15 protein-coding genes and 3 pseudogenes are annotated in these 14,377 nt (G+C 50.6%); 11 read left to right on the top strand and 7 right to left on the bottom strand.

The genetic code is table 11. The annotated features are described in order from the left end of the window. Window positions 1–65: 65 nt before the first annotated feature. The 4 genes and pseudogenes from HEQ61_RS09840 to HEQ61_RS11620 all read right to left on the bottom strand — a co-directional run. Window positions 66–317, bottom strand: coding sequence for a phage tail assembly protein (locus HEQ61_RS09840; protein WP_168021153.1), 252 nt, complete (start codon window positions 315–317; stop codon window positions 66–68). An 81-nt stretch (window positions 318–398) separates the two neighbouring features. After that, the gene (locus HEQ61_RS09835) at window positions 399–905 is read right to left on the bottom strand and encodes a phage major tail tube protein (RefSeq protein ID WP_209315720.1); all 507 of its coding nucleotides are present in this window, start codon (window positions 903–905) and stop codon (window positions 399–401) included. Next, complete coding sequence (locus HEQ61_RS09830) at window positions 905–2,083, bottom strand: phage tail sheath subtilisin-like domain-containing protein (RefSeq protein WP_168021154.1); 1,179 nt, start codon at window positions 2,081–2,083, stop codon at window positions 905–907. The genes HEQ61_RS09835 and HEQ61_RS09830 overlap by 1 nt, the downstream gene beginning before the upstream one ends. Before the next feature lie 161 nt (window positions 2,084–2,244). Further along, window positions 2,245–2,436, bottom strand: a pseudogene (locus tag HEQ61_RS11620) (hypothetical protein); the annotation flags it as partial. An 83-nt stretch (window positions 2,437–2,519) separates the two neighbouring features. Between HEQ61_RS11620 and HEQ61_RS09825 the strand changes: the two are divergent. Then, window positions 2,520–3,213 (top strand): annotated as a pseudogene (locus tag HEQ61_RS09825) (IS5 family transposase); the annotation flags it as partial. 109 nt (window positions 3,214–3,322) lie between these two features. On the opposite strand, the gene HEQ61_RS09820 reads toward HEQ61_RS09825, so the two are convergent. Next, a complete protein-coding gene (locus tag HEQ61_RS09820) occupies window positions 3,323–4,042 on the bottom strand; it encodes a type 1 glutamine amidotransferase (protein WP_168021155.1) in 720 nt (239 codons plus the stop codon). 3 nt (window positions 4,043–4,045) lie between these two features. Next, complete coding sequence (gene speB / locus HEQ61_RS09815; RefSeq protein ID WP_168021156.1) at window positions 4,046–5,023, bottom strand: agmatinase; 978 nt, start codon at window positions 5,021–5,023, stop codon at window positions 4,046–4,048. 200 nt (window positions 5,024–5,223) lie between these two features. Between speB and HEQ61_RS09810 the strand changes: the two genes are divergently transcribed. Further along, entirely contained in the window at window positions 5,224–6,735 is a 1,512-nt protein-coding gene (locus tag HEQ61_RS09810) for an aldehyde dehydrogenase (RefSeq protein ID WP_168021157.1), read from the top strand. Between the two features lie 46 nt (window positions 6,736–6,781). Here the strand turns inward: HEQ61_RS09810 and HEQ61_RS11615 are convergent. Beyond that, window positions 6,782–7,531, bottom strand: a pseudogene (locus HEQ61_RS11615) (SDR family oxidoreductase). A 323-nt stretch (window positions 7,532–7,854) separates the two neighbouring features. On the opposite strand from HEQ61_RS11615, the gene HEQ61_RS09800 reads away from it, so the two are divergent. The 9 genes from HEQ61_RS09800 (at window position 7,855) to HEQ61_RS09760 (ending at window position 14,377) form a co-directional block, all read left to right on the top strand. Then, window positions 7,855–8,664, top strand: coding sequence for an oxepin-CoA hydrolase, alternative type (locus HEQ61_RS09800; RefSeq protein ID WP_168021159.1), 810 nt, complete (start codon window positions 7,855–7,857; stop codon window positions 8,662–8,664). Between the two features lie 185 nt (window positions 8,665–8,849). Further along, window positions 8,850–9,203, top strand: a complete 354-nt coding sequence (locus HEQ61_RS09795; protein WP_168021160.1) for a hypothetical protein — start codon at window positions 8,850–8,852, stop codon at window positions 9,201–9,203. Between the two features lie 65 nt (window positions 9,204–9,268). Next, window positions 9,269–9,619 (top strand): hypothetical protein, encoded by a 351-nt coding sequence (locus tag HEQ61_RS09790; RefSeq protein WP_168021161.1) that lies wholly within the window; start codon window positions 9,269–9,271, stop codon window positions 9,617–9,619. Between the two features lie 5 nt (window positions 9,620–9,624). After that, window positions 9,625–10,851, top strand: coding sequence for a ribosome-inactivating family protein (locus tag HEQ61_RS09785; RefSeq protein ID WP_168021162.1), 1,227 nt, complete (start codon window positions 9,625–9,627; stop codon window positions 10,849–10,851). 15 nt (window positions 10,852–10,866) lie between these two features. Next, window positions 10,867–11,208, top strand: coding sequence for a hypothetical protein (locus HEQ61_RS09780; RefSeq protein ID WP_168021163.1), 342 nt, complete (start codon window positions 10,867–10,869; stop codon window positions 11,206–11,208). 19 nt (window positions 11,209–11,227) lie between these two features. Further along, window positions 11,228–11,536: a hypothetical protein gene (locus HEQ61_RS09775; RefSeq protein WP_168021164.1), complete on the top strand. Its 309-nt coding sequence runs from the start codon at window positions 11,228–11,230 to the stop codon at window positions 11,534–11,536. Window positions 11,537–11,543: 7 nt separating this feature from the next. Then, a complete protein-coding gene (locus HEQ61_RS09770) occupies window positions 11,544–12,779 on the top strand; it encodes a ribosome-inactivating family protein (protein WP_168021165.1) in 1,236 nt (411 codons plus the stop codon). Between the two features lie 217 nt (window positions 12,780–12,996). Continuing rightward, window positions 12,997–14,034, top strand: coding sequence for a hypothetical protein (locus HEQ61_RS09765; protein ID WP_168021166.1), 1,038 nt, complete (start codon window positions 12,997–12,999; stop codon window positions 14,032–14,034). Beyond that, window positions 14,027–14,377: a hypothetical protein gene (locus HEQ61_RS09760; protein WP_168021167.1), complete on the top strand. Its 351-nt coding sequence runs from the start codon at window positions 14,027–14,029 to the stop codon at window positions 14,375–14,377. Before HEQ61_RS09765 ends, HEQ61_RS09760 begins: the two co-directional genes overlap by 8 nt.

Raw genomic sequence — 14,377 nt, 5'->3', positions numbered from 1 at the left:
TTCAGACCAGGACCACCCGGTATGCGAGGCCAGGGCAATAACCCCGGCACGCACATCGACAGCCCTTATTCGGTAAAACCCAGAAAAGCCTGCTGCAACTTTTTGTAATCACGCAGAGAAAGTTGACGAACCATATCCGGGGTAATTTCGCACAAATTGGCGATCATGGCGATTTCCTGCCGGGCGGGGCTGCCCTTGACCTCACTGGCCGCAATCTGGTCCTGTACCGTAGGTTCGCGCATGCGTACGGTCATAATTTCGGTCCCATCCACCATCAGCGGACGGTCCAGAACAATATCAGTCGTGTCAGAAGACATAGTATTTTACCAAAATTAGGAGAAAAGACGACCAAGGGCCGGGAAAAAATATGCATCCCGGCCCGTCGGCCAGAACCACTGTCAGATCGACAAGGCTTGGCGTACGCTCTCCAGGCGGTCCTCGCCGTTGACCTTGCGGATCATGTTGATGACATCAATCTCGTGAACCGGCTGACCACCGTGTTCTTCACGGTAGTAATCCAGGCGCATGGTGATCTTCAGCTCGGCTTTCTGTCCGGGTGTCCAGGCCCCACGGCTGATCTTGGTGATCTTGCCGCGCATGTGGTGCACAACCGGTGTGACCGTGCCGTCCCAGGATTCCAGGGCACCACGTACAGTCAACGGCACGCTTTTTCCTTCGGCAACACCGAACAGGGCCAACACATCGCGGTCGTAGCTGATCAAGCTGAAGCTGGTTTCCAAAGGCTCCATGCCCATGTCCAGCGTTACTGGTACATCCATGCCACCGGCCCGGAAATCCTCGGTGACCAAGGTCAGTTCCGGCGCGTTGTACTCGCTGATCTGTCCGGCATAGCCACGCCCGTCAACGAACAGGTTGATATTTTTCAGAACGTCGCGCGCGGCCATCAGTGAAAGGCCTCCTTGATGTAATCATTGACCAGGTGGGAACGGAACGTGATGTGCTCCGCCGGATAGGGAGGGGTGAAATCGAAGTTGAAGTAGATCTTGCCCTGGGTGATGTTGGCCGGGGTATTCAGGTCCGGATCAGCCCAGCACCGTCCGCCCAGAACGGCACCCAGATTGGTCAGGGTGCGCAGGTAGGCGTTGACGCCTTCGGTAACATCCTGGACGTAGGTCTTGGTGATATTCCGGTCCACAGCCCACATGTGGGCCCGTTGCAGGCTTTCGTTGATCAGGTCGGCTGTGCGGCGCACCGACAGGAACGCCCACTTGGGATCCGCCGACAGGGAGCGGTTCCCCCACAGGCGGTACCCATCCTGACAGATGATCGTGGCGATGCCCTTTTCATTCAGAAGGTTGGCGCGGCTGGCGGTATCACCCAGCTTGAAATCAACCGGACGGGCGGTGCCAACAATGCCGTTAACCGGCTGGTTGGACGGCGACCACCAGAAACCACGATCGTTGTCACCACGGGCGATGATACCGGCCACGCGTGCCGATGCCGGACGCACGGCAACCGCGCCGGACCGGTCCAGAACCTTGACCCAAGGGTCGATCATGTAGACCCGGGTCCCGGCATTCTGTCGTGCATAGGCCTGGGCAGCCTCGTCAGTGGTATTGGGGCCATCGGCCACCACAATAGCCCGCAGACGGTCGGCAATGCCTTTCAGCTCGGCCACCACCGGGTTGGCCTGTCCTTCTTCAGCCTGGTGGGTGAAACCGGGAGCACACAGGATGCGTGGTGCAAAACCCACCACCGATTCCGCTCCCAGCAGCGCATGCACGCCACGGAACTGACCGCTGGCCGCATCAACACCGCCCACCACATTGGCCAGCGTTTCGGCGTCGGATTTGCCCTTGTCAACCCGGATCACCACCACCACAGCACCGATCTGGTCAAAGATACCGTCCAGGGCATCGGGCAAAGACCCGTCGCTGCCGAGCTTTGCGGCCTCGGTGCGGCTGCCGCTGACCAGCACCGGGGTATTCAGCGGAAAACGATCCGCATCCGCCCCCGGCGCTGTTCCCACAACCCCGATCACCGAAGACCGGACGGTCCGCACCGGGCGTGGTCCGGCATCAATTTCCAGAACCTCGACACCATGAAGAAATGTTTCAGTCATATGTTTGTTGTCTCGTTTGTACAGAATAAAAATAGCAAGTTCAGACCATGACAGACACAGGACAACAAATCCCCTGGCGGTTTTTCATACCGAACCAAGGCACAATAAGAAATCTTGTGAACAGATGCCGTCTGGCAGTGCCGTGCAGGATGTTGAGTCAGTCAGCAGATCAAGCAGAAACAAGCCTGACCGATGAGGAACTTGCCGCCGGAGCTGGCGAGTTTATGGAGTCGTCTCAGAGAATGGAAAATGATGTGGCTATGCCAGAGGTAATCGCCAGTCAGGTTGATGTGGTGTTCCCAGCCCAAGGGCGACAGATACTGCAACAGTGCCTCATCGACGGTATGGCCGTTGTTAGGCTCCAGACTCAATCATGGTATTGTTCGTGGTCTTCAAATCAGATTCATACCCTTCAATCGGGAGATTGGAGGCATGAATGGCCCAGCTGTTTTGGCTTTCGGACGCCCGATGGGCGGCGATAGAGCCGCATTTTCCCGGGAACCAACCGGGTGCGCTGCGTGTTGATGACCGGCGCGTGATCTCCGGGATCATCCATGTCCTGAAGACGGGATGCCGATGGTGCGATTGCCCGCAGGATTATAGCCCTTCGACGACGATCTGCAATCGCTTCAACCGGTGGTCTCGCAGGCGCTTCCGGGTGGGCCTGCTCGACGCCTTGGCGACATCGGGCGCGGTGACCACGAGCACCGCGATCGACAGCACCTATGTGAAAGCGCAGGGCATCGGTCCATCGCGCGGCGGCCAGACCAGCAAAATCCACGCTCTGACAGACGTTCCGGGGCGACCCTTTGCTTTTCACCTGACCGCGGGCAATGTCGCCGACATGAAGGCCGCACCGGTTTTGCTCGCAAATTTGACCGAAGCCCGCTACGTCCTTGCCGACAAGGGATATGACGCCAATGCGCAGCCTCTCGGTCGTGCCCGTCATTCCTGGACGCCGCAACAGAAAGCGCGCCATCGCCTGTGACGCGCGGCGATACCGAGACCGCCACCTGATCGAAAACGCCTTCTGTCGCATCAAGGACTTCCGCCGCGTCGCAACCCGCTATGACAAACTCGACAGAAACTTCCTCTCCGACGTCGCTCTCGCAACCCTCCTCGCATTCTGGCATATGAGTGAGGCTGTGGAGCATAAGATCTATTTATACACCGTACACACCGATAGCAGACAGCCCTTCTATGATAGCTTTGCCTGATGGAGCATCATCTCGGTATCATTTATGATGCCTGACAGATCCCAGCCTTGATAAAAGCGCTGATACGATGGGCAAGTGCTGCGGAATCAGCTTTGACTCTTTCCGTCCCCAAACGAGTAACCGCTTGATCAACAAGATCCGGCGGCAGGGTGTGCCCTCGACGCAAAAGCAAAAGATCCTTCTCGAAATCACGGGAGAATTCCGGATGCGCCTGAATCCCGAGCGCTTTGTTGCCATAAGCCAGCATCGCATAGGGACAAAAAGAGGAAGAAGCAAGAACCGTTGCTCCGGGAGGACACACCACAACCTGATCCTGATGGATGGCGTGTAGCTGCAAGCTGCCCCCGGCAGAGTCAGGTATCTGCAACATATACTCCTGTACTCCAATGCCCCATCCCCGCTCGGACTTGCGGACAACACCGCCCATGACCTCAGCCAGGATTTGGTGCCCGAAACAAATCCCTGCAACAGGAACAGACTTTGCAATGGCCTGCCCAAGGAATGTCTTCAGGCGGATCATCCATGCTAGATTCTCGTAAACGCCGTGACGAGACCCACTGATAACCCATGCATGGCAGAGCGATACATCTTGCGGGAACACGTCATCAATAACCGGGTAGACGGAGAACGACCAATCCGGTTCCTCACGGGCCAGAAAGGTGCGGATCATGTCGGCATAAGATCCATGCTGTTTCACCAGTTCATCCGGTGGTCGTCCGGTTTCCAGAATACCAATGTGCACGCTTCACCTCTCTTGCCGACCGTGAGCATATTCAGGTCTGTCTGCTGCCATCAGACATAAACAGTCGTGCGCAGCAGTTGCTGCCAGCAGTGCTGTTATGTCCGATACATCATAGGCAGGAGCCACCTCAACAACATCAACACCGATGATTTTCAGGCCGCTCAATCCCCGCAAAATATCCAAGAACTGGTATGAGGACAGTCCACCAACAACAGGAGTACCCGTTCCAGGCGCAAAGGCTGGATCTATACAGTCTACATCGACCGTAACATAGCACGGCGCACCACCAACACGATCGTGAACAATTTGAGACGCCTTGCCCGGCCCTTCCCGATGGATCCACGGTGCGGTCAGGACACGAAAACCATAATCCCGGTCATTATGGGTCCGTATGCCAAGCTGAACGGAACGGGCCACATCCACCAGTCCTTCCTGTACGGCACGCGCAAACATGGTGCCATGGTCCACGCGACACCCGTCATCATCCCACGTGTCACTATGGGCATCAAAATGCACCAAGGCCAAGGGACCATGGACTGCGGCATGGGCCCTCAAGAGGGGATAGGTTACAAAGTGATCCCCCCCGAGACTGACAAGCTGCGTACCTGTGTCCAGAATAGCGCGCGCCTCACGTTCAATCGTTGAGACAATGCCGTCCGGGTGATGCGGATCCAGGAAGCAATCGCCGTAATCAATCACCGACAAGCGTGTAAAAGGATCAAAGCCAAACGGAAAGGCTTTCAGCTCGGCCAAGGAAACCGAGGCAGCCCGTATGGCCCGTGGACCAAGCCTGGCTCCTGGCCGATAGGTGACCGCACCGTCAAAGGGAATTCCCATAACGGCAACATCAACACCCTGCAAATTGCGCGTATAGGGGCGCCGCAAAAAACTCAGGGCACCGCCATAGGTCATCTCGGGCCACCGCCCATAAGGATCTTTCCGGCGAAAAGCCTGATCACCAAACGGCTGACATGGATCCATTTTATTCCTTCCCGCAAGACCGGATATTTCGTGGCCAGCCAGAATATAATAGTATCAACCCACAGGGCGCGACAGCACCCTCCAAGCATCACCTGGGCATCTGTTTTTGTCGACCCACTGCATCAACAACCAACAGAATTCTGGTTACTCGCAACTGTCAGCATGATTGGCGCTCTATGCCGGATACAAAGGATACTGTGATGAACAAGCAAATTCTTGATCGTGCCACTTGGGCAACGCGGGCCGATCTTGCCTTGGCACGAGGAATAGAAGGGAGAGCTTTTATCGGAGGCAAGTTGACCGATTCGGCTTCCGGAGATGTTTTCACATCTTACAGTCCGATCGACGGTCGCCCGTTGGCTGAAGTGGCATCATGTGGGGTTGTGGACGTTAATATGGCGGTTGATTCCGCACGGGCCGCTTTCCAGGATCGGCGATGGGCCGGCCTTGACCCATCAGAGCGCAAGAGAGTCCTGCTGACTTTTGCCGAGAAAATCGAGCATCACCGTGAGGAGCTGGCGCTGCTGGAAACCCTTGATATGGGTAAGCCCATTACAGACAGCCTTCATTGTGATGTCCGGGCAACAGCACGAACATTCCGCTGGTATGCCGAAGCCGTTGACAAGGTGTATGACGAGATTGCACCGGCTCCAGCATCTGCTTTGGCTCTGATTACGCGGGAACCCTTGGGCGTTGTGGCTGCGGTTGTTCCATGGAACTTCCCCATGATCATGGCCGCCTGGAAGATCGCTCCCGCCTTGGCTGCCGGTAATTCGGTTATCCTGAAACCTGCAGAACAATCCAGCTTGACCGCCATTCGGCTTGCTGTTCTGGCAGCAGAAGCCGGTATTCCTGACGGAGTGTTCAATGTGGTACCCGGTTATGGAACTGTTGCCGGCAAGGCTTTGGGTCTTCACATGGATGTTGACGGGGTTTTCTTCACAGGCTCCACAGAAGTGGGCAAACATTTCCTGGAATATTCGGGTCGTTCCAACATGAAGAAAGTTGGGCTGGAGTGTGGTGGCAAGTCGGCTCACATCATTCTGGGTGACTGTTCTGTACTGGACGAAGCGGCCCGGGCTGCAGCAGAAGCCATTTTCTTCAATCAGGGGGAAATGTGTACGGCAGGCTCCCGTCTCGTTGTCGACCGGCGTATCAAGGATCAAGTTGTGGGCATGATTCTGGCACATGCCGATACCATGCAGCCCATGGATCCTCTCGATCCTGCCTGCCGTCTTGGCGCCATGGTTGATGAAACCCACACCGAGCGAGTCATGGGATACATTGATGCAGGACGCCGTGAAGGTGGTCTTGTGATCAAGGGGGGAGGACGTGCCAACCCTGTTGACGGTGGTTGTTATATTGAACCCACCATTTTCGATAACGTAAACAATGCGATGCGCATCGCGCGCGAAGAGATTTTTGGCCCCGTCCTGTCCATCATAACCATCGACAGTGTCGAGGAAGCCGTGAGAATTGCCAACGACAGCCCCTATGGTCTTGCTGCAGCCGTGTGGAGCGACAATGTCAATACCATACACACCGTTTCCCGCTCTCTGAGAGCGGGGGTTATTTACGCAAACTGTTATGATGCCGACGATATTACTGTCCCCTTCGGGGGATACCGCCAGTCTGGTATTGGCCGAGACAAATCCTTGCATGCATTTGACAAATATACGGAAATGAAGACAACTTGGCTTCAGATCCGCTGACAGTAGCGGAAACCAGCCTGTTATTCGCAGGCTGGTTTCCGTCCCTTTATGACCGATAAATTCGCAAAGGTGCAGAAGACTGGGTGGTCGGCATGATTTCAATACGGTTGATATTGACATGCGGAGGCTGACTGACAACCCAATGAATGGTCTCGGCTATGTCCTCTGGCTGAAGGGCAGAGGCTCCTTCATAGACGGAACGTGCTTGTTCGAGATCATCGCGGAAGCGAACCGTTGAAAACTCGGTCTCAACCATTCCCGGCTCAATACATGCGACACGCACACCGGTACCATGCAGGTCCGTGCGTAAATTGAGGCTGAACTGGTGCACAAAAGCCTTGGTTGCACCATATACATTCCCACCTGGATATGGGTATATGTACCGGCAATAGACCCCATATTGACGATGATAGCACGGCTGCCCGCCGCAACGAGTCGAGGCAGAAGGCTATGCGTAACATGAACAAGACCTGTTATATTGGTATCGATCATGGTTTGCCACTCTTCAGGACGGCAGGATTGGGCAGGCTCCATGCCCAGTGCCAATCCGGCATTATTCAGCAAAGCTGTAATGTCAGAAAAATCAGCAGGCAAAGCTGCCAATGCCTTTTCCATGGCCACAGCATCGCGGATATCAATACACAAAGGTCATGCCACCAAGTTGATGTTGTGCTTCTTCTAGACGCTCCGCACGACGTCCGATCAGCACAGCCTTCCACCCGGCCTGAACAAAACGCTTGGCTGCGGCCAAACCGATGCCAGCTGTTGCACCGGTAATAACAATTGTTTTTCCCATGGATATAAGGCCCTTGTATTATCCTATAAGTTGATGTGTCTTGGCAATTGATAGACAGAGCTATAACACTGTATGTCTGTACAAATCAGGTATCACTGATGGAAAACAGGAATCTAAAGTGCAGAATTGTTCCATATTAAAGCTGTATAAGAGCGGGAAACATGTAAACGGCATTAATAGATACAATGACACGCCCATTACGAAGCATCCGTATCGTTTGCAGGAATGACATTATTATACATTGCATAATGTACCGACTTCTCTATTCCATTAATACGTTTATCATCACCCCCCTTTAGCAGGGGAAAGGGGAGGCATTGAATATGACAATAACATCCACAAAAATACCTAATCTTGATGTTCCTGTTGATATCCGGCGCGAGCATTCTGCCCTTGTCATTACCATGCATGATCCGGCAACACGCAATGCCGTAGGGGAGGTTCTGTTCCAGAAAGGCCGCGAAGCTTTGGAAGAGGTCAGACATGATACCTCTATACGATCCGTTATCTTGGCAGGTGCAGGGGGTACGTTCTGTTCAGGTGGCAACTTGAGCATGCTAACCACATTGCGTCAGCAGCCGCAGGAAAGAACACAGGCTGCCTTTGAAAGCTTCCATGGCTTTATCAAAGCCATTCGATCCGCTCCTGTACCGGTTATTGCTGCTGTTGAAGGCGATGCCGCAGGGGCTGGTTTCAGCATGGCATTGGCATGTGACTTTATCATTGCTTCAGAAACAGCTCGCTTCACCATGGCATATGTCCAAGTTGGGCTAACCCCGGACGGAGGCGGATCATGGTTCCTGACACGATCATTACCTCACGCGCTGGCTTCCAGGCTTGTAATTCTGGGGGAACCGATATGGGCACGCGAACTTGATCGCTATGGCCTGATACGCCAAATGGTTCCTGAGGGCGAAGTAACAGAAGCTGCACGAACCTTTGCCATGCTCATTGCCCTTGGCCCTCGATGTGCGATGGAGAGAGGCAAAAAGCTTTTACAGGCTGCGGCCAACAATGTGCTGAATACCCAGATGGATCTGGAAGCCCAGAACTTTGGTGAAGCCCTGCATCATCCAGAGAGTATCGAAGGAATGCGTGCATTTATGGAAAAAAGGCCACCACGTTACACATAACGCGCAGAGAATGCATTGTTTATATAAATATAAGGAAATATACATCTCAATTAATAATATTTAATACATGACAATAACATTTATTCACTTTTGATAAATATCATTAGCTATAAAAATTTTGACATAATTTCGACAAAATGCATAATTCATCCATAATGTTGATCATATTAAGGATAAAATTAAAAATGAATTACACCATTAAATCCGCAAGAACTGCCCTTATTATTGGAATATCTGTAATTTCAATGAGCCCTGCATATGCAGAAATAGCTAACGATAACAGCCATGACTACAAAAGCGGAGTATGCATAAAGAATGAAGTTGTTAGAGAGGTATCAATAGACTCAGATACATACATAAAATTTAGGGTACAAAATCAATGGTTTAAATACTATAACTACGCTACAAAGGCTGATGCTCAGGGTGCATACAAGGCACTTATGGCATCTCTTCTTACAGGAAATAAAATATCAGCTAATTACGGAACATCAAGCTGCTCTGGAAAAGTTGTATCTAGCGTACACCTTCACGATTCGTAAATAAAAAATAACACACCTAAATAATTTATTTATAATATTCATCCCATAAAGAGAGTTTATATATTATGTATATAAATAAGCTTAATAAACACGCTCTTTTAATTGGGCTATTATTATCTTTATCAAGCCACGCTTATGCAGAAGTGGCCGCTCCTGGTAGCCAAGATTACAATGATGGCATATGCGTAGAAAAAGAACCTGTTGTAGACATAAACATTGGATCAGAGAAATACCTAAGATTTAAAGTACAGGATAAATGGTTTAACTATTCATCTAAGATAGATAAAGATGATGCAAAGGGTGTTTACAAGATACTTCTTTCTTCCCTTCTTACAGGAAACAAGGTAACGGCCTACAGACGTGGTTCAGACTGCTCGCAAGAGATGGTAACAGGCATTGTTCTCCATACTGAATGACACGCATGGGAACAGAACGCATTCTCGCAGCATGGAAAATGGCCATAACCTATGTGACCATTTCCCTTTCCTGCCTGATCCTGTGTAATTCTGCGGGAGCAGTATCACACAACGTTTATCTTGCACACCCAAATGCCATCTCAAATCCTGGAGAACATACCTATGCACGCGAGATAGAGCGTCTCCGGGAAGCGCTGACCGATACACTGCCAGTCCACGAATATGTTGTGCAAGCAAGCCCTACAGCAGCCACGTCAACAACGGACAACCATATATCCCGTGCATTGGAACGGATAGCACATGTCATGCCAGAGAGCCTGCGCATCACAAGAGCAACCCGCAATCATTCTGTCATTACACTTATGAACTTGTCCGATGATAACAGAAGCGCTCAGCAAAGCATTGACCTGATTGTAAGAGACCGCGACCTTTATGTGATGGGGTTCATAAACGGCCCTTCAACACAAAGAACCTTTTATCGCCTGCGCACTCCTCCGGAAAGGCGGGAGCCACATGTTCCTGTTCTGCCATCGATACTTGGCACCGCATCAGATATACGCTGGACAACACATCGGACAACAGATCTTGACCTTAACTATGACTACCCAAACCTGGAGTATATAGCCGGGATAGGACGTTACACGGGGAATCTTGATATCTCTCTTGAGGCCCTGCGCGCCGCAGTCATGACTCTCGCTGAGTATTCTGGCTCTACAACAGGGAGAGCCCAGAAAAGACTAGCCGGAGCCATACTCCGCATCATCGTGGCCTATTTTGAAGGAGCACGCTTCCGCAGCATTTCACAAGCAATAGAACAAGCTGGCTTCGATCATGGACAAGAATGGATCGTAACACCACGGGAGGCCCGCATCACCAACGCTTGGCGCGAATTGACGCAATTTGGTTCTCTTAACGCATTGAATGACACAAATACACAAACCCTTGCCTTACGCGGTCAGGGGGGAATGTATAGGTTCTCTGCCAGCCTCAATAATTTGCAGCATGAATCATGGCATAGGACAACGGCTGTGGTCTTGGCAACACAATGGCATCTGGCAAGGCATAACAGTTGCCCTCCGGCTGTCAGGCGCCATCCCCGTGATTTATCACCGCATACAGATCCCTGCGAGGATCCTGATGAAAAGAGCACAGTAAATAATACCCTGATCAGGATTGGAAATTACTACTATGAGAAGGGACTTGGGTCAGCTCTCTATATTATTAATCAATAAGACTGGATGAAAAAAATGAAGTCTAAAGTTATTAAAATTGCATCTGTTATTTCTCTTGCTGCAATCTCTTCCTTGCACGTATCCGGTGCCCATGCCACCGCAGCAAAATATGGTACATGCTTTGAGTTGAAGCCCATAGAGTTTGTGAAGGTCCATGGAAATAACTCAATCATCTTCAAGGTGGAGGGAAACGAGACGCGCTACAAACTCATTGATGGAACCAATACAACAAGTGGAAAGTCAATGCACCAGATGCTCATGCTGTCAGTTGCAACAAGATCTCGCGTAACCGGGTATAGCGATGACGTAAATTGCGGAGGAGATCTTGTAAAAAGTATTGTTTCATACAACAGATAATTTTATGAGAAGATTACCAATGAATATATTTAAATCATTAATCATTATTTCATCTATTACAATTGCTGTAACAGGAACTGCAAATGCTTGCTTCTACAAGCAAAACATAGAGAGCGTGAAAGCGCATGGCGCAGGGCCCATAAATTTCACACTGGGTAACGGCCATGGGTATACATTGATGGATAACTCCAAGAGCGACGGTGGGAAATCTGAGTACAAACTCCTTCTCTTGGGCATGGCAACAGGCATGAAGATAAGTGGGTCAACAGATTCAAAATATGATTGCGACAATTACAATATAAAAAGCCTGACTTTGCATAAAGAGTGACAATAAAATGAAAAATAATCTTTTAAAAAAACACCTGATCATTCCAATTGGACTTGCCTTCAGTGGTGTTATTGGCTTTACGCACGCAGCACATGCTATCATACATCATACGACTTACGTCGCTCACCCCAACGCAGAAGCCCAGCCAGAGGCTGGATCAGACCAAGATCATTCCTACCTCCAGGAAATACAGCGTCTGAGAGATAGCCTGACCGAAGTAGCGCCCGTACCAATAGAGCCACAGGAAACGATACCCAGCCCCTTGGCCCAAGAAGAAATGGACCAAGAAAACAACGGTGAAGAAGCAGTGCGCATCACCCGACGAGACAGGGGGTATTCGATCGTTAGTATGGCGGCCCTGAACGAAGACAACAGGAGCGTATTGCAACAAGTTGATCTGGTCGTACGCAACAATGACCTGTACGTCTTGGGCTTTATCAATGGTCGGCTAGGTCACCGTGTGTTCCACAGAATGTACGAACCAGCACCGTACCATCATGCATCGGCTGATACGGCAGCAGTTCCTCTGGATTTGACCATACCTGGAACCACCGCCAGAAACCTGAATATGTCTTATGACTATCCAAGCTTGGAGCATAAGGCCAACATGCGACGCTATGGCGGTAACTTTCGCTCTTCCATGCGAACGGTGCGTTCCGCTATTGCAACGCTGGCAGAACATAACGCTGCCAACGATGACGAAGACAGCACTGCCGACGTTGCCCGCTCCCTTCTGAGGATTATCGTAACGTATTTTGAAGGCATGCGATTCCGCAATCTGGCAGAGAGCATCCACGATGCCGGCTTTGACAATGGCCGCACATGGACCATGACACAAGATGAAGCCCTGATCACAAACAGCTGGCGTACCCTGAGTGACTTCGGGTCACAGATGTCCTTGGACAGCAGCAGCCGTGAAGGCTCGCCACGCCTGGAGCTTTCTCACAGCAGAAACAGCCCATATGGGTCGCGTCTTTATATCGCCTCCAGTCTGAGTGATAATGCCATCAACTGGCGTGCTGTTCTTGCTGTTGCGCTTTCCAGTCGGTGGGCTCTCAGTCGTCGTGGAAGCTGCCCGTCTCGCATCGGTCACCGCACACCACGCGATACAAACTCTTTGCTGGATCATTTTTCTGATCTTGCTGATGATTTCTGCTCCACACTTCTGGTTCGCGTTGGCAATACCTACTTCGATAGAGCTCGCGGCTTTGGTATTCTTTCTACTATTCTAGAAGATCATTAATTTTCCGCTCCATAATAGAAAGTTGGTGGAACCATTACTGGGGCCACCAACCATAATAATTAAAATTATTTATTAAAGATAATGACTGCATAGATAATCAACAACACAAGATATAAATTATTCATTAATCGAATATGAATTTTATTAATTTATGTTAAAAATTATTTTTAAATTAAATGGATATTAATAATTTATATTATATGAATGAATTAGATAAATGAATGAAACAAAGAATAATTTCTATGGTAAAAATACCCGTGACAAAGAAATTCAAACGTGGAACATCGGTGATGTTCTGTGGTCTGCCCGCATCCCGGACTCGACCTGCTGGCTTCCCGCTGATGGAAAACCCAGAAGGCGTGAGGACTGGCCACTACTGGCAGATATTGCCCCACGCTGGATGATGCAACACCGTAAAAGTAAACCAAATACATACGGGATAGATCTATCTGGTTCTCAAAAAGAGAACTGGGAGACCATTGTAGATATCAGGGTATTGTTCGAGGAAGGAAATATCTTTTCAATGGTTGCTGGCGATAACGTTCTAGTTGCGGCCGGCAAACATTCCAGCAACGGAAAAAGCAAGCCTGTTCTGGCTTTTTCTTATGATGGCATCCATTGGGTCCCTAGTGAATCTGCCAACGTGGCCACGCTGGGATCCAGAATAACTGACGTTGCTTACGGTCACCAGCCCGATGGTAGTCCCATGTTCATTGCCGGAGCCTCCAATGGAATGGTTGCCATGTCAGCAGATGGAGCAAACTGGACCCCATGCAGTCTTCGTGCACGTGGGAGCATTCAGGGTGTGACCTACGGCCTGACCAAGGGCAATACGCAAGGCATGTTCATGGTTCTCGACCAGTCTGGCTCCGTTCATACGTCAGCAAATGGGCAGGACTGGAATTCGTTAAACGTAACTGAAAATGCACAAATACACTCATGGCTTGGAAATACCTTAACCTGGGGCATAACAGGAGCACGGTCTGGCCTCTTTATGGCTGCTCCTGCAAATAGAAAAATCTTTGCATCCCGGGATGGAGAAGAATGGAATTATTGCCATAATGACCCTGTTGAGCATGACCTCAGCCGAGCAATACGCTGCATGACATGGGGACGTCGCGATGATGGTTGTGGGGTTTTTATCGCAGGTTGCAACAATGGGCGGGCCATTCTTTCCGAGAATGGACACATGTGGAATGTCCAAGATACCCCCCCTAAAACACATATTCTGCGCAACATGGGTGCCTATGGCTGATGGCGGCAGCCTGTTTGTTATTGGTGGATATGGCAAAAGTTCGCTAGCTGTCTCTACAGACGGATGGACGTGGAAAAGCATCAGCGGCATAAACGATCTTCTTCAAGACAATAACATAACTGCACTGATGTATGCAAATGGTAAGCTCTTCGTCGGGGGGAGTAGCGGCTTTGCGGCCATGCATGATCTTGCCCATAAACCCATTGCTGCATCAGAAGTCCCTGTTACATCGTTGGCCAAACCATATCCTTCTTTGGTTCATCATGATCCTGAAACAGAATTTATAACACCCTACATAGAGCCAGCACATGGCTTGAATGCCTATATTTGCGCATCACGTTAA

Origin of the sequence: Haematospirillum sp. H4485 (assembly GCF_012102745.1) — a bacterium.
Taxonomy (GTDB): Bacteria; Pseudomonadota; Alphaproteobacteria; order Rhodospirillales; family Rhodospirillaceae; genus Haematospirillum.
The sequence above is the reverse complement of the archived record's forward strand: the minus strand, read 5'-3'. Positions and strand labels throughout refer to the sequence as shown.

What these genes read in the sequence shown, in the direction of transcription:
- HEQ61_RS09840 (WP_168021153.1), bottom strand. Translation starts at nt 317, where the DNA reads ATGTCTTCTGACACGACTGATATTGTTCTGGACCGTCCGCTGATGGTG.
- HEQ61_RS09765 (WP_168021166.1), top strand. Translation starts at nt 12,997, where the DNA reads ATGAATGAAACAAAGAATAATTTCTATGGTAAAAATACCCGTGACAAA.
- HEQ61_RS09785 (WP_168021162.1), top strand. Translation starts at nt 9,625, where the DNA reads ATGGGAACAGAACGCATTCTCGCAGCATGGAAAATGGCCATAACCTAT.
- HEQ61_RS09780 (WP_168021163.1), top strand. Translation starts at nt 10,867, where the DNA reads ATGAAGTCTAAAGTTATTAAAATTGCATCTGTTATTTCTCTTGCTGCA.
- HEQ61_RS09800 (WP_168021159.1), top strand. Translation starts at nt 7,855, where the DNA reads ATGACAATAACATCCACAAAAATACCTAATCTTGATGTTCCTGTTGAT.
- HEQ61_RS09790 (WP_168021161.1), top strand. Translation starts at nt 9,269, where the DNA reads ATGTATATAAATAAGCTTAATAAACACGCTCTTTTAATTGGGCTATTA.
- speB (WP_168021156.1), bottom strand. Translation starts at nt 5,023, where the DNA reads ATGGATCCATGTCAGCCGTTTGGTGATCAGGCTTTTCGCCGGAAAGAT.
- HEQ61_RS09775 (WP_168021164.1), top strand. Translation starts at nt 11,228, where the DNA reads ATGAATATATTTAAATCATTAATCATTATTTCATCTATTACAATTGCT.
- HEQ61_RS09835 (WP_209315720.1), bottom strand. Translation starts at nt 905, where the DNA reads ATGGCCGCGCGCGACGTTCTGAAAAATATCAACCTGTTCGTTGACGGG.
- HEQ61_RS09810 (WP_168021157.1), top strand. Translation starts at nt 5,224, where the DNA reads ATGAACAAGCAAATTCTTGATCGTGCCACTTGGGCAACGCGGGCCGAT.
- HEQ61_RS09770 (WP_168021165.1), top strand. Translation starts at nt 11,544, where the DNA reads ATGAAAAATAATCTTTTAAAAAAACACCTGATCATTCCAATTGGACTT.
- HEQ61_RS09760 (WP_168021167.1), top strand. Translation starts at nt 14,027, where the DNA reads ATGGCTGATGGCGGCAGCCTGTTTGTTATTGGTGGATATGGCAAAAGT.
- HEQ61_RS09830 (WP_168021154.1), bottom strand. Translation starts at nt 2,083, where the DNA reads ATGACTGAAACATTTCTTCATGGTGTCGAGGTTCTGGAAATTGATGCC.
- HEQ61_RS09795 (WP_168021160.1), top strand. Translation starts at nt 8,850, where the DNA reads ATGAATTACACCATTAAATCCGCAAGAACTGCCCTTATTATTGGAATA.